The sequence below is a fragment of the Planomicrobium soli genome, assembly GCF_003014655.1.
Lineage (GTDB): Bacteria > Bacillota > Bacilli > Bacillales_A > Planococcaceae > Planococcus > Planococcus soli_B.
This window is the reverse complement of the sequence record NZ_PYAT01000006.1, coordinates 208,244-222,934: the sequence shown is the minus strand read 5'-3', so window position 1 is coordinate 222,934 and position 14,691 is coordinate 208,244. Positions and strand designations below refer to the sequence as shown.

The following is a 14,691-nucleotide window of genomic DNA, read 5'->3' as shown; positions in this document are numbered from 1 at the left end:
CTTACATGATTGAAGTAAAAAACTTGTCTGTCCAATACCCTGGAAGCGAAGTTGAAGCCCTTACTAATCTGAATCTGACACTGAACAAAGGCGATTTCGTCTGTGTACTCGGAAAAAGCGGTGCCGGAAAATCGACGTTCATCCGCTGCATCAACGGCTTGCAAATACCGACGAGCGGTGAAGTTTGCCTAGATGGCCGAGTGTGTTTGGATCCGGATTATGTATCACGTGCCAAGGAAGAAAAATTGCGGAAAGTGCGCCGGGAGATGGGAATGATTTTCCAACATTTCAACTTGGTCCCCCGCCTCAGTGTATTGCAAAATGTCTTAACTGGAACATTCGGCTATCGGTCGTCTTTCAAAAATTTAATCGGTTGGTTTTCCCAGGAAGAGCTCGCGCTTGCCCGGAAAATCATCGCAGAAGTCGGATTATCAGAAATGGCCGACCGCCGGGTAGAGAACTTGAGCGGCGGCCAAAAGCAGCGCGTCGGAATCGCACGTGCCCTTGTCCAGCAGCCCCGGGTGCTGCTTGGAGATGAACCGGTAGCAAGCCTTGACCCTGGCACTTCGAACCGCATCTTCACTTTGCTGAAAGAAATGCATGAACGGCTCGGGCTGCTTACAGTCATTAATGTCCATGACGTCGATTTGGCCAAGCGTTACGCCACCCGGATTATCGCCTTGCGAAACGGGGAAGTGATTTTTGACGGGCTGCCGGAACAATTTACGGAAGAAACGTATCACGCTACGTACGGCTCTAAATCTGAGAATTCCTTTTTTGGTGCTGGAATCTAATCGCATAAGGGGATGAATCTAATGATGAAAAATCCTTGAGCAGTCGACAATACTCGAGTCGTGTACGACTCCACTAATGAAAATGTCGTGACCAAAATCGGAAGCTCCGGAGAAAAATTTGTTGTCTTGACCTTCGATGATGGGCCAAGCCGCCTCTTGCCCCAATTCCTTGATGTGCTGAAGCAGGAAAACGTTCCGGCCGTCTTTTTTTGGCAGACGCGCCTGCTGCATCCAAAACGTCCATGGCAGCGGGTACTGGATGAAGGGCATTTGATCGGCTCCCATACCGTCAAACACCGGAACCTGGTTGAGCTGACCAAAGAAGAACAATTTAAGGATATCAGCAACAGCATCAATGCCATCGAACAAATCACCGGTAGTTCCGTCCGCTATTTCCGGCCGCCTTATGGCCGATTTGATGCCGATACGCTTCAAGTGACCGAGCAATTGGACACAACACTGGTCATGTGGAAAATTGCTTCAATGGACTGGGAGCTGAAAAAAGATCCAGACCAAATAATTGCTAATGTTACCGAAAACTTGGAAGACGGGGCAGTGATCCTGCTGCATGAACTGCCGCAAACGTTAAAAGTTCTACCTGAATTGATTGCGTCCATTAAAGAACGGGGCTATGGATTTACACTCCTGTAGATGATACAGAAAAGGTGCCTTGAAGCGGGCTTCACAAAAACTGTGAACCCGCCTTCAAGGCACCTTTTTCTTAATTGAGAGTTTGCTCTTTTTTAAGACTGCGCAAATTCCTTCACCGGTTCTTCCGGAATAAAACCGACCGAGCGTTTTACTTCTTGGCCGTTTTTAATCAGAATCAAGGTCGGAATGCTTTGTACGCCGAATTTCTGAGCCAGATCTGGAGCTTCGTCCACATCCACTTTGTAAAAATCAACTGAATCAAGTTGTTCAGCTACGCTTGAGACCACCGGCCCCAAATGAACGCAGCTTGGTCACCAATCTGCTGTGAAATCGAGGACAAACGGTTTTTCCTGGTTTTCAGTTAGCGCAAAAAAATCTTCAGACTTAATCGTCTTTACCATGTTTATACCTCCCCATAAAAAATTCTATCGTACTATTAAAGTATAAACTTTTTCCGGCTCATTCTTAACTATTCTGCTCGAAGAGCGGAAGCAACCGGATTATTCTTCATCAAACATCACTTCAATAATTTTCTTCACATGAATTTCAGTCGTGTTCAATTGAGGAATGGCCAAATCTTCCGGTTTAAAGATCAGCGGCAGCTCAGTACAGCCTAAAATTAGCCCCTCGATGCCGTCCCGTTCAATCATCTTGGCAACAAGACCCAAGAATGCCTTTTTCGTCTTTTCATCTACAATGCCCTTCTCCAGTTCACTGACGATCTTTTCATGAAAAAATTGCTGCTCATTGGATGCCGGTACAATAATGGTTTTATCACCAGCAAGAAACGGCTTTTGGAAAAAATCATTTTCCATTGTGAACTTTGTCCCAAGGAGCCCGATCTTCTCCAAACCCAGCTCTTCAGTACGTTTATAGGTTTCCTCGACAATGCTGATCATCGGCACACTGACTTGCTGCTGCACTTGCTCAAATACAATATGGGAAGTATTGGCCGTCAATACAACAAAATCAGCTCCCGCTTTTTCAAGCGTCTTGACAGACTCCGTCAAATAATCGGCCAGCTCTTTGGTTTGTCCATTTTCCAGCAGCGTGAAAATTTTATACATATTGATGCTATTGATCAAAAGCTCAGGCAAATCTTCTTTGTTGCCGGCCTTCTCCTGGTATTTCGAAATGATCGACTGGTAGTAATCCACCGTCGATTCCGGTCCCGTCCCTCCAACAATTCCAAGCTTCCGCATTCAGCTCTCCTCCAATAACTCTATTCGAAATAAAACCATTTTTTCTTTTCCTGTCTTATTTACCCACCCAGCCACTCTTTCTAATCCAAGCGGCAAAAGAGCCTTATTCCTCTTCTTCTTCAGGCACATTCAAAAACTTTATCGTTTTAAATCCGGGAATTACTTTATAGTTAAGCCCCCAATTGTTATTGATTACTTCAAACTCCGACTCTTTAACAGTAAAATGCATCACTACGTCACTGTCCTGATCTAGGACAACATAACCGTTATCATTTGAGAACAGCTTGAATGTTTTATGCGCGATTAATGTCCATCCACATTTTAAGCCATGGCTTTTATTTCCCATTTCAGCACCCCCTTCTCGGATTATAGCCGATTTTCAAGCACTGGGTCATTGTTTTTTGAATATTTCTATTTATCCGCCTTCGATATAGCTGTATTATTAAATTAATGGAAAATAAATGAAGAGGTGCACTTTAAATGGACAAAATAACGTTTGGAGAGAAAACAGAGGGCTTGGATTACCTGCTGCGAAAAGGAGCTTATGCTGTTATCTTGAATGCTGCCAAAGATAAAGCTGCAATCGTCAGAACGAACCATGACCGTTATTTTCTTCCTGGAGGCGGCATTGAAGAGCAAGAGCTTCCTGAAGAATGTTTGCACCGGGAATTGCTTGAAGAAACAGGACACGAGATAAAAATCGGACCTTTTATCGGTACCGCCATGCGGTTCTTCCATTCCTCCCAGAATGAGCCGATGCTCAATGACGGTTATTTCTACTTGGCGGAATTGGGAGAGAAAATTCAGGACCCTACAGAAGTGGATCATTTTTTGACATGGGTGCCTATTGGGCAGCTGAAGGAACTTCTTGTCCATGAGCATCATTATTGGGCTGTCATGGAAGGACTAAAAAAAATATAAATAAAAGCGAAAAAGACTTTTCAAGAGGAAAAGTCCTTTTTGCATACTAGCAGTGAATAATGGATTATTGAGCCGTATATCCGTCATCAATCATTAATGTTGTCGCTGTTACAAAATCATTTTCACAAAGAAACACGATAGCATGCGCTACTTCTTGTGGACGGCCCAAACGGCCGATTGGGTGTTTCGCAACTAACCCATCATAAAACTCCGGACCCAGCGCATCTCTATTGACCATTCCGATTCAATATATCCAGGTTCGACAGCATTGACACGAATATTTCTATCTGCATATTGAAGAGCCAAAGATTTGGTCATGAGATTTACCGCACCTTTTGAAGCATTGTAAGCAAAAGCATTCGGCTCGCCTACACTTCCCAATATAGAGGTCATATTCACGTCAGCAATTACTACTTTTGCACCTTTTTCCATAAATGCCCGGGCAGCTGCCAACCCAATTCCGGAAGCACCACCAGTCACAACCGCAACTTTACCTGCTAAATCCATTCACTATTCCTCCTCATAGTAAAAATTTCCTTCGTTTTCTATTGCAACAATAGTATTCTGAATTTTCACGTATATAAATAGTGACCTATAAGTTCATCCTCGATCCTTTTTCTAGTTATTCAATTTACATAAAGCTCTCCATCCACTTGCTCAAGTCCTTCTAAAGCGGCTGACAGCCGTTGCGCAAAGTGTTCCGGCGGTTCTTTGGATGTCATGCGAAAGCAGAGGATGCTCGGTCCTGCAGATACATGCTGCTTGTAATGGATTGGCAATGGAAGCGGGTAGTGTATCAGGTTGAATTCAAATTTCTGCAGCTCTTCTGGCAGCAGGTATATAGAGGCTTCGTTCAGAGCAGATCCATCTTCTTTGAATTTTGTAAATGAGATGTTGAGATCCAGTGTACAAGATATATATGTGCCGCTTTCAGGAATCACCAAAGACCGTTGCTTGTGAACTAGGCATTCTTGTCCCAGCAGTTCGCATTCCGCTTTCATCAGTATTCCCACTTTTTCAGCCATTCGTTCCAATCGATCCATTTTAACCATTCCTCCCGGAGTATTAACCGAAATCTTTCATTCTTTTTCTTTCCAATTAAAAAACGCCGAAAAGAATTAGAAAATTCTTTTCGGCGTTGTATACAGCACTATTGTCTGTTACATCCAGCCAAATTATATAAAGTTAGTTTTCTATTCCCCTAATTTTTTACTTTAAAACTTTCGGATAGCTCTATTGGCTGATGATTAAGCCTATTTATCGCTGTTTGCTGGATGCACGATTAAAATAAGCGGTACACAATGTATCGGCAGCAAACAGCAAAAAAAGACAAAGCCGCTGATAACAGCGGCCTGCCTTTCTTATTATCAAACCGTTAGTTCTCCGAACCTGTTTAATTTTCGTCTGATTCGTTCTCATCCGGTTCATTTTCATCTTGTTCGTTCTCATCCGGTTCATTTTCATCCTGTTCGTTCTCATCAGGCTCATTTTCGTCCTGTTCGTTCTCATTAGACTCATTTTCGTCCTGTTCGTTCTCATTAGACTCATTTTCGTCCTGTTCGTTCTCATTAGACTCATTTTCATTCATCTCTGTATTACTTTCATTTTCCGAATCGTTATTCTCGCTTTGGCCGCAAGCAGCCAACATGCCAATCGATAAAAATGTGGCAGTCCCAGCTTTTATCCATTTTTTCGTAACCATTAGTTCCCCTCCTCGTACAGTAACTTGTTCAACCTTCCTTTACCCATGGAAGAAGAGCAGAAACATGGAAAAATATATAGCTAACCAGTTTGCGTGCCAACATGGTTAGTTATAAACAAGAAAAAACGGTGGCTTATAAAGACCACCGTTCAAGTTTATTTTAGGTTTTTCAGCCATAATTCCGCTTCTTTTTTTATGCCATCCCAGTCATTTGCTTCTATTAATTCTTTTTTCAGCAACGCGCCGCCCGCTCCTATCGCTACTGCTCCAGCATCGAGATAGCCTTTTGCTGTCTCTTTCGTGATTCCGCCTGTAGTGATGATATCGATATGGCCGAGGGGACCTTTTACATCTTTTATAAAACTTGGCCCAAGAACAGAAGCAGGGAATAGTTTGACCATTAAAGCTCCTGCTTTATCTGCACGGAGCATTTCACTCGGTGTGAAAACCCCTGGAATAACAGGTACTCCCGAATTGACGGCGTAAGCCACCACTTCTTCGTCAAATGCAGGAGAAACAATAAATTGTGCACCTGCTTCAATTGCTCTCTTGCAGTCATCAATTGATAATACTGTTCCCGCTCCTACAAGCATTTTCTCCCCATACTTTTCAAAAGTCTCCCGGATCATTGATTCTGCTCCAACTGATTCCATTGTGATTTCAACAGCACGGATTCCTCCATCGAAAAGTGCTTGCACAATTTCTTCACTTTTTTCATACGGTATTTTTCTTAAAACCGGAATAATGGGCAGTGATTTCAATTGATCGATATTCATATCTGCATATCTCCTTTATCGATTCGTGTAATGCTAACGTTTCTTATCTTTCGATCATTTCACGTTCTCCCATATACTCTTCGACTTCTTCGAGGTACGGAAGCCCTTCATTGTCTCCGGGCACTTGAACCACTAAAGCGCCTATAGTATTAGCAAATCGCATCGTCTTATTGAGGTCCCATTTTTTAATGGTTCCATATAAGAACCCCGCATTAAAGCCATCACCGGCTCCAACCGTATCGACCACTTTTGAAACTTTAACCCCTGGAAAATGAGTCCAATTATCCTTCTCCAAGAAATAACAACCATTTTCTCCATCTTTGATCACCACTTGCTCAATAGAGAACTCCTGCAATTTTTCGATCAGCTTTGCATCATGATTTGTTTCAAACAATAATTCCAATTCGTCTCTTCCAGCTAGTAAGTAATCGACATATGGAAGGTAAGTTAATATGGTAGCCCGCGCTTTTTCTTTCGACCATAGTTTCAATCGGATATTGGGATCAAAAGAGATTTTTACATTATTCGCTTTTGCTACTTGAAGAGCTTTAAGAATTACAGCACTGTTTACATCGTCAATCGCGGGGAAAACACCAGTAACATGAAGCACTTTAGCTTTTTTTATATAATCCTCAGGCAATAAGTCTGGAGTAAGTGTTTCGGTTGGGGAATGCTTCCGGTAATAAAACGTCTTTCCAGATCCCGATTCTTGTACTTCTTTGAAGTTTAAAGAAGTTGCATACCCTTCCATCAGTTCGACTTCAGAAACATCGATGCCTTCTCCTCTAACCGTATTGAGGATATGGCGACCAAACTCATCTTTTCCAAGTCTGCTGATCCAGCCCGTTTTGATGCCGAGCCTTGCGCATCCTATTATGACGTTTAGTTCTGCCCCGCCAATTTTCCGTTCGAATTGGTTAACAAAACGAAGGGGTCCTTTTGATTTTGGATCGAACGTAATCATTCCATCCCCGATAGTGATTATATCCATAGAGGCACTCCTTTTGTGATATCCGTTATTTATCTTCCCATCCATCCGCCGTCAACTACCAAGACATGTCCATTTACATAATCTGAGGCTCTCGAAGCCAAGAAAACCGCCGTTCCCGCTAAGTCGTCCGCTTCTCCCCAGCGTGCTGCTGGAATCCGGTCCAAAATGGATTGGTTTCTTTTTTCATCTTTTCGAATTGCTTCTGTATTGTTTGTTTCAATATAACCAGGTGCAATTGCATTTACTTGAACGCCTTTGCTCGCCCATTCATTTGCCAATGCTTTAGTTAAACCGGCCACAGCGTGTTTGCTGGCAGTATAAGCCGGTACGAACAATCCGCCTTGGAAAGAAAGCAGTGAAGCAATATTGATAATTTTTCCGGATCCTCTTGCCACCATAGTTTTACCAATTTCTTGGGCCAGAACAAATACGGAATTGATATTAACATCCATTACGCGCATCCACTCGTCTTCTTTGAATTCTGCAGCGGGTTCTCTGTGAATAACACCAGCATTATTTACAAGAATATCAATTTCGTATTTATTCAAAATAGGTGCTAATTTTTCGCGAATAGAAGAAACATCGCTTAAGTCTATTAAAACCGTGTCATACGTTCCTCCGATTTTCTCTATCTTTTCTTTTGTTTCATCTAAATTATCTCTATGGCCTAACAATAAAACGTGTGCGCCCGCAGCAGCCAATCCAACTGATATCGCCTGTCCAATTCCTGTTCGTGCTCCAGTGACCAGGGCGGTTTTACCTTTTAATGAAAAAAAATCAAACGAAAATGACATGGTATTGCCTCCTTATTTATAATGCGCTTAGCCTTAACACTTTCAGGGTCCTAACAAGTCTCTTGAATTATTACTGGTTTATCTTCCTAACCATCCGCCGTCTACAGGAATCGTAATGCCGTGTACATAATCTGATGCACGGGATGCCAGAAATATCGCTGCTCCTTGCATATCGCTTGCCTGCCCCCATCTTGCCGCAGGAATGCGATCAAGAATTTGCCGGTTTCTATTCTCATCTGCAAGTAAAGCCGTATTCATTTCTGTATCCATATAACCAGGAGCTATTGCATTGACATTAACTCCTCTATTAGCCCATTCATTAGAAAGTGCTTTGGTGAATTGCATGACCGCACCTTTACTTGCTGCGTATGCCGGCACTCGTAAACCACCCTGGAAGGAAAGGAGAGAAGCTAGATTGATAATTTTTCCATAGCCTTGTTCTAGCATGTGCTTGCCAAAAGTCTGGCAAAGAAAAAAAGAAGCGTTGGCATTTACATCCATAACAAAATCCCAATCTTCTTTAGGAAAATCTACAGCGTTGTGCCTTTTTTGCACGCCAGCATTATTGACCAAAATATCGATTTTTCCCATCTTAGAAACAATTTGATCGCACAGTTTGCTGTACTGATCGAAGTTCAATAAATCAAAATTGATTCCTATAGCTTTTACACCGTGCTTTTCCAAATCCGATATGACATCTTCTTCTATCTTTCTTGCAACGACGACTATATTTGCTCCAGCATTAGCAAGGCCAAGGGCTATTTCTTTTCCTAAGCCCCGGTTTCCACCTGTTACAACTGCCACTTTACCTGTTAGATCAAATAAATCTTTCATCTAGGAACCACTTCCTTACCCATTGAACTCGTACATCACCTTGACCGCATCCGTTTTCTGAGTCAGAAGATCGAAACCTTGTTTTGCTTCTTCAGCCGGCAACACATGAGTAATTATTTTTTCAAACATACTATTTTCTTGCAGTAATTCAGCTGCCAGAACAAAATCTTTCTGCGTGTAAACCCGGATAAAATTCATCGATAGTTCTTTGAACATTCCTTGCAGCAAATCGACTTCCGCCGGTTTTTTATAGGCGGCTACCATCACAATTGTTCCTCTGACTTTCGCAACGCCAGTTACATGTGGCAATACGGATGGATGGCCTGCACAGTCAAATACAAAATCCGCTCCTACACCACCGGTTTTCTCCAGAATTTCCTTTTTTACATCTTGCTGTAACGGATTGACCGTTGAAAAGCCTAATTCTTTTGCTTTTTCCAAACGGAGTTCGTTCGTTTCTACAATCGTTACGTTTTTTGCCCCATAACTTTTCAGAACCAGTCCTACGCAAAAACCAATGGTTCCGGCGCCAAAGACTACTGCATTATCACCCGGAATATAATTCCCTTGTCTTACTGCATGAACGGCTACTGCCACCGGTTCAACCAAAGCACCTAATGCCAACGACAAACCTTCGGGCAACTTAACTACGTTTTCAATCGGAACTTTGACAAACTCCGCCATCCCGCCATCGCAATCAATACCGATAAGCCGCAAATTTTCACATACATGGCTTTGCCCATTTCTGCATGAAGAGCATTTGCCGCAGCTCAACAAAGGATTTACCGTTACTGGAGTGCCTTCTTCAATAGTTGGATGCCCTTTTGCCATTGTCCCTGAAAATTCATGCCCCAATACTAAAGGGGCTTGCGCACGCGGATGTGCACCTGAAAAAATGTTCAAGTCACTTCCGCATATTCCAGCATGAGAAGATTTGATCAAAGCCCAGCCTTCTGTTAATTCCGGTATTTCCATTTCTTTAAATGAAACAGTCTGGGGACCTTCATATACGATTGTCTTCATCAATTTCACTTCCTAGTAGAGAAATAAGTATTTGGTCAATACGCTTCTTTAATCTGTTTAACGTCATTTAGGTGTAACTAAATCAAAAAGCTCTGGTAATTTCATAGATAATTCAGGTATATAAGTGATGAACATTAGCACTACAATCGTCGCGATAAAGAAGGGCATCAATGGCCGAATTACATTTTCAATTCGCAAATTCGCGATTTTTGTACCGACGAATAACACTGGCCCTACTGGTGGAGTAATAGTCCCGATACTAAGATTGAAGACAACGATAATTCCGAAATGAACAGGGTCAATTCCGAAACTTAATGCAATCGGCAAAAAGATAGGTGTAAAAATCAAAACAGCTGGTGTCGGATCCATAAATGTTCCCACAATCAACAGCACGATGTTCATGATCAACAGTATGACAATCATGTTATCTGTGAATCCTAATAACAAATCAGCGATGATTCCAGGAATATTGGTAAACGACATAACCCATGACATAACCGAAGATACGCCTATTAAAAAGATTACAATTGATGTAGTTTTTGTTGATTCCAATAAAATTCTCGGCAAGTCTTTTACTTTTATCGTTCGGTAAACAAAAGAAAGTAACAGGGAGTACACAACAGCTATCGCCGATCCTTCAGTTGCAGTGAAAACCCCGCCTATGATGCCGCCTATTACAATTACTATCAATAACAGACTCGGGATTGCATCCAAAAACACAAGCAACGCCTGTTTAAAAGTGACGCGTGCTTCGCTTTTATAGCCCATTTTCCGTGCGTACAAGAAAGCCACTATCATGCAAGACAGCCCCCATAAAATGCCTGGGATATATCCTGCCATAAATAAAGCTGAGATCGAGGTCCCTCCACTGATCAACGAATAAACAATCAATGTATTGCTCGGCGGAATAAGCATTCCTGCAGGAGCTGAAGCAATATTGACGGCTGCACTAAAGTGCTTATCATATCCATCCTTTTCTTGCAGAGGAGTCATGGTTCCGCCTACCGCTGCTGCGGCTGCAACACCCGAACCGCTAATTGAACCAAAGAGCATATTTGCCACTACGTTCGTATGAGCTAATGATCCTGGCAATCTCCCACTCAATACTTTTGCACAATTCACAAGCCTTATGGCTATGCCGCCATTATTCATAATGACTCCGGCCAATATGAAAAACGGAATCGCCAGCAAAGTGAAAGAGTTCATTCCGGTGAACATTCTTTGCGCAGATGTCAATGCCCCGTTGTCCATTTCTAAAAGTGTAAACATCGCCAAAGCTGACGCTACTCCTACACTGATACTAATTGGAGCACCGATAATTAAAAGAAAAGCTACACCGATAAAAAGAATCAGTGCGGCTTGAACAGCAACGTCCATTTGATACACTCCTCTAACCTTAGAGTTGAATCTCTTCTAAAGGTTTTTTCTTTTGAAATATCAATGAAATGTTATATATGCAGTAGAAGATAATGCAGACTCCACTTGTCGGCATAGCTGCATATAGATAGCCAACCGGTATTTGCAAGGAAGCTGAAAGCTGGGTCCAAGCAAGTTCAGTTACAGCGTATCCTCCCTTAATGAGAATCAAAGCCGCAAAAGCAATGATTACAAGTTCAATGAATACTTCAACCGCCATTTTTAGCTTGTCAGGAAATTTTTCGCGGATAAATTCGATGGACATATGCCCATTTTCGCCAAAAACATAGGCCGATCCAAACAATACCAGCCAAACAAAACAATACTTAGCAAGCTCTTCTGAGAAAACACTCGGCTCATTAAAAACGAACCGAGTGATCACTTGCCATGTTACAAGTAAAACCAGAAAGGCGAACAAGATGATGCAGAAAATCCCTAGAACTTTATCTAAACCTCTTTTTAAGAACTCCATATAATCACTCCGTTGCTCACTTACTTATTTAACTGCTGCGCGTACTTTTTCATACAACTCTTTTGCTGTATCAGTTATAAGTTTTTCTTCAACTACAGGTTGAACTGCTTCTTGGAAGACTGTTGTGTCCACTTCATTGAATTTCGCGCCAGCATCTTCTGCAACTTTGATGGCAGCTTGTGTATCTTCTTCCCAAAGTTCTACTTCAAGATCGACAGCAGCAGAAAGTTCTTCTTCGAAAATTGCTTTGTGTTCTTCAGACATTCCATCTACTATTTTTGTGCCGATTACAACATAGTCAGGAAGCATTAAATGTTTTGTATACGAATAATATGGAGCAATTTCAACATGTTTTAAATTCGCATAAATTAATTCGTTATTTTCTCCTCCATCCAATACGCCTGATTGAATGGCTGTATATACTTCACCTTGGCCAAGTGGCGTACCGACTCCGCCCATAGCATTCATCATTTTAAGATTTGTATCACTTTCGATAATGCGGATTTTCTGTCCAGCTAAATCTTCAGGTGTTTCAATGGGCTTTGTTTTGTTATAGACATTTCTGACTCCACCATGAAATGCGCCTAGTACTGTTAAGCCCTGATCTTCGATTGAAGTATAAAGATCTCCTACAATTTCAGGATCATTCAATACCGACATTTGATGTTCTTTTGAGTCGAATACATATGGAAGATTGAAAACGGAAAAATCTTCATTGAAGCTTTCCAGCAAACTGCCGGCAACTATCGACATTCCGATTGTTCCAGATTGGACAAGTTCAATAGTTTCGCGTTGAGCACCAAGAAGTTCGTTTGGATAAAGTTCAATTTCATATGCACCATTTGTTTTTTCTTTTAACTTCTCTCCGAAATCTTCCATCGCTTTGTATTGCGGATGGTTTTCTGGCTGGTTAAAAGCCACTTTCAAAACTTGAGTCTCGACATTGCCTTCAGAAGTTGCGCTGCCGCTGCCGGAATCCGAAGAATTCCCACATGCTCCAAGAACCGTCATTGATGCAAAAGCTGTAACAAGAGCGAACATTTTAAACTGTTTTTTCATTTCTTCCATCCCCTTTTTCATAATTGGTTTATTGGGTATTTCACTTGTTCACTTGTTAAAAAGCGAACCGCTTCTTCAGCAACTTTTCTTTTCAGTTCAACTGCCGATTGTTCTGAATACCATGCCATATGAGGTGTACACAAAAGATTATCGTGTTGCAAAAGAGGTGAATCCTTCCCCAAAGGCTCTTTTGCAGCTACATCCAGTGCCGCTCCAGCAATTTTTTTAGCTTTTAAACAGTGGTCCAGATCGTCTTCGTTAATAATTCCACCGCGCGAAACATTTATTAAATAGGCTGTGGATTTCATTTTTTCCAACGCTTCCTTATCAATCAGATTTCTGGCGGTCTCTAATGGACAATGAATAGAAATCACATCTGATTGCGTTAAAAGCATTTCCAAGTCAACCATTTCTACAAACTCCGGAACATATTTGTTTTCCAGATTTGTTTTCTTGGGATCGTAGGCAATTACCCGGCACCCTAATCCATGGACCTTGTGGGCGAAAGCGGTTCCTATTCTTCCTAAACCTATAATTCCGACTACTTGTTGGCTGTGCCTAAAAATGGGAATCGCATATTGGTAGTCCCAGTTCCCCTTTTTCACCTGGTCATTCATAAGCGACACTTTACGAGTAAGCGCTAACATTAAAGCTAATGCATGATCCGCCACTTCATGCATCCCATAGTCGGGAACGTTGCAGACCTGGATGCCCAGGTCAGTTGCCGCTTCCACATCCACATTGTTTACTCCAACTCCATAGCGGATAACCATTTTCAGTTCTGGCAGGTTTTCCATCACTCGTCTCGTAATGGGCGCATATTGATTAAGAAAAACTGCTGCCTCTTGGCAGTTATCGATAACATCTTGCTCAGTTATACATGTTTTTAGCGCAAAAGAAATCTGTGAATCATCGAATATCGCTTTTTCGATATTAATATTTTCATGGTCGCAATCGGTAATTATCACTTGCAGACTCATGTTCTCTCTCCCCTTTCAAAACAGCAGCTCCAAAAGTTAACGAAGGTCTTTCATTGCAACATGATCCATGTCGTCAAAATCCAGGTTTTCTCCGCACATTCCCCAAATAAACGTGTAATTGCTTGTTCCTGTCCCTGAATGGATTGACCAGCTAGGAGATAGGATTGCTTGTTCATTGCTCATCACAATGTGGCGCGTTTCAGTAGGCTGTCCCATCAAATGGAATACTCGCGTATCTTCTTCCATGTCGAAGTAAAAGTAGACTTCCATTCTTCTTTCGTGTGTATGGCAAGGCATTGTGTTCCAGCCACTGCCTTCCTCCAAAACGGTTACTCCCATGCTCAATTGGCATGATTCCAGTACATCCGGATGAATTAACTGATAGATTGTCCGTTTATTCATTGAAGCATCTTGTCCCATAGGACGGGCTATGGCTTGGTCCAAACCTACCTTCACGGTTGGGTACTTTTTATGGGCTGGACAAGAGTTTATGTAAAACTTTGCTGGCGTTTCAGGATTATCAGATTCAAAGGAAATTTCTTTAGTGCCACGTCCGATATAGATGGCATCTTTATTGCCTAAAGCGTATTCTTCATTGTCTAATACAATTTTTCCTGGACCTCCGATGTTAATGACGCCCATCTCCCGGCGCTCCAAGAAATATTCTGCTGCCAACTCTTTTCCTGCATCCAGTGTTAAAGCCTTTTCAACAGGCATAGCTCCACCATAGATAATGCGGTCAACGTGGCTGTATGTCAGTTCCACCTGATCTGCAAGGAATACTGTTCCCATCAAAAATTGATCTCTTATTTTTTCTGTTGTATACGTTTTAAAATCTTCTGGATGATGTGCATAAAGAACTTTCATTTTATCTCTCCTCTTTGAATTGTTTAGAAACTCATTATATAAAGCGCTTTCAATGTTAAATAAAAAAATAATTTGTTGCTCACTTTGTTCTTTATTTTCCTGTAAAAGATATGTTACACTTTGTTCCGTATTGTAGAACACTGTTCCATAAATTAATTATACATCCTCGGTTGGTTATTTCAACAATAATTTGAAATAAATTTATTATT

Annotated in this window: 18 protein-coding genes and 1 pseudogene; 3 read left to right on the top strand and 16 right to left on the bottom strand. The window is 41.7% G+C overall.

Features of this window, described 5'->3' with window-relative positions; all coding sequences use genetic code 11:
* Window positions 1-5: 5 nt before the first annotated feature.
* Window positions 6-794 carry a phosphonate ABC transporter ATP-binding protein gene (gene phnC, locus B0H99_RS09950; RefSeq protein WP_106533514.1) on the top strand — a complete coding sequence of 263 codons (789 nt, stop codon included), beginning with the start codon at window positions 6-8 and terminating at the stop codon, window positions 792-794.
* An 87-nt stretch (window positions 795-881) separates the two neighbouring features.
* Window positions 882-1,445 (top strand): polysaccharide deacetylase family protein, encoded by a 564-nt coding sequence (locus tag B0H99_RS09945; RefSeq protein WP_106533513.1) that lies wholly within the window; start codon window positions 882-884, stop codon window positions 1,443-1,445.
* A gap of 92 nt (window positions 1,446-1,537) precedes the next feature.
* Here B0H99_RS09945 and B0H99_RS09940 read toward each other — a convergent pair whose 3' ends face one another.
* The 3 genes from B0H99_RS09940 to B0H99_RS09930 all read right to left on the bottom strand — a co-directional run bounded on the left by B0H99_RS09940 (window position 1,538) and on the right by B0H99_RS09930 (window position 2,993).
* Window positions 1,538-1,741, bottom strand: a complete 204-nt coding sequence (locus B0H99_RS09940) for a thioredoxin family protein (RefSeq protein ID WP_106533512.1) — start codon at window positions 1,739-1,741, stop codon at window positions 1,538-1,540.
* A 204-nt stretch (window positions 1,742-1,945) separates the two neighbouring features.
* Entirely contained in the window at window positions 1,946-2,647 is a 702-nt protein-coding gene (locus B0H99_RS09935; RefSeq protein WP_106533511.1) for an aspartate/glutamate racemase family protein, read from the bottom strand.
* A gap of 103 nt (window positions 2,648-2,750) precedes the next feature.
* Complete coding sequence (locus B0H99_RS09930; protein WP_106533510.1) at window positions 2,751-2,993, bottom strand: hypothetical protein; 243 nt, start codon at window positions 2,991-2,993, stop codon at window positions 2,751-2,753.
* 134 nt (window positions 2,994-3,127) lie between these two features.
* Between B0H99_RS09930 and B0H99_RS09925 the strand changes: the two genes are divergently transcribed.
* Window positions 3,128-3,568 carry an NUDIX hydrolase gene (locus B0H99_RS09925; protein WP_106533509.1) on the top strand — a complete coding sequence of 147 codons (441 nt, stop codon included), beginning with the start codon at window positions 3,128-3,130 and terminating at the stop codon, window positions 3,566-3,568.
* A gap of 64 nt (window positions 3,569-3,632) precedes the next feature.
* Here the strand turns inward: B0H99_RS09925 and B0H99_RS09920 are convergent.
* The 13 genes and pseudogenes from B0H99_RS09920 to kduI form a co-directional block, all read right to left on the bottom strand.
* Window positions 3,633-4,075, bottom strand: a pseudogene (locus B0H99_RS09920) (SDR family NAD(P)-dependent oxidoreductase).
* Window positions 4,076-4,194: 119 nt separating this feature from the next.
* A complete protein-coding gene (locus B0H99_RS09915) occupies window positions 4,195-4,611 on the bottom strand; it encodes a hypothetical protein (protein WP_106533508.1) in 417 nt (138 codons plus the stop codon).
* Window positions 4,612-4,961: 350 nt separating this feature from the next.
* Complete coding sequence (locus B0H99_RS09910; protein ID WP_106533507.1) at window positions 4,962-5,270, bottom strand: hypothetical protein; 309 nt, start codon at window positions 5,268-5,270, stop codon at window positions 4,962-4,964.
* Window positions 5,271-5,425: 155 nt separating this feature from the next.
* Entirely contained in the window at window positions 5,426-6,046 is a 621-nt protein-coding gene (locus B0H99_RS09905; RefSeq protein WP_106533506.1) for a bifunctional 4-hydroxy-2-oxoglutarate aldolase/2-dehydro-3-deoxy-phosphogluconate aldolase, read from the bottom strand.
* Window positions 6,047-6,089: 43 nt separating this feature from the next.
* Window positions 6,090-7,037, bottom strand: coding sequence for a sugar kinase (locus tag B0H99_RS09900; RefSeq protein ID WP_106533505.1), 948 nt, complete (start codon window positions 7,035-7,037; stop codon window positions 6,090-6,092).
* A gap of 29 nt (window positions 7,038-7,066) precedes the next feature.
* Window positions 7,067-7,831, bottom strand: coding sequence for a 2-dehydro-3-deoxy-D-gluconate 5-dehydrogenase KduD (gene kduD, locus B0H99_RS09895; protein ID WP_106533504.1), 765 nt, complete (start codon window positions 7,829-7,831; stop codon window positions 7,067-7,069).
* 78 nt (window positions 7,832-7,909) lie between these two features.
* Entirely contained in the window at window positions 7,910-8,665 is a 756-nt protein-coding gene (gene kduD / locus B0H99_RS09890) for a 2-dehydro-3-deoxy-D-gluconate 5-dehydrogenase KduD (RefSeq protein WP_106533503.1), read from the bottom strand.
* A 15-nt stretch (window positions 8,666-8,680) separates the two neighbouring features.
* Complete coding sequence (locus B0H99_RS09885) at window positions 8,681-9,688, bottom strand: zinc-dependent alcohol dehydrogenase (RefSeq protein WP_106533502.1); 1,008 nt, start codon at window positions 9,686-9,688, stop codon at window positions 8,681-8,683.
* Window positions 9,689-9,751: 63 nt separating this feature from the next.
* The gene (locus B0H99_RS09880; protein ID WP_106533501.1) at window positions 9,752-11,065 is read right to left on the bottom strand and encodes a TRAP transporter large permease; all 1,314 of its coding nucleotides are present in this window, start codon (window positions 11,063-11,065) and stop codon (window positions 9,752-9,754) included.
* 19 nt (window positions 11,066-11,084) lie between these two features.
* On the bottom strand, window positions 11,085-11,576 hold the full coding sequence (locus B0H99_RS09875) for a TRAP transporter small permease (RefSeq protein ID WP_106533500.1): 492 nt from the start codon (window positions 11,574-11,576) through the stop codon (window positions 11,085-11,087).
* Window positions 11,577-11,600: 24 nt separating this feature from the next.
* Entirely contained in the window at window positions 11,601-12,635 is a 1,035-nt protein-coding gene (locus B0H99_RS09870) for a TRAP transporter substrate-binding protein (protein WP_106533499.1), read from the bottom strand.
* Window positions 12,636-12,652: 17 nt separating this feature from the next.
* Window positions 12,653-13,615, bottom strand: a complete 963-nt coding sequence (locus B0H99_RS09865; RefSeq protein WP_219905820.1) for a C-terminal binding protein — start codon at window positions 13,613-13,615, stop codon at window positions 12,653-12,655.
* A gap of 36 nt (window positions 13,616-13,651) precedes the next feature.
* Window positions 13,652-14,482, bottom strand: a complete 831-nt coding sequence (gene kduI, locus B0H99_RS09860; protein WP_106533498.1) for a 5-dehydro-4-deoxy-D-glucuronate isomerase — start codon at window positions 14,480-14,482, stop codon at window positions 13,652-13,654.
* Window positions 14,483-14,691: the final 209 nt, after the last annotated feature.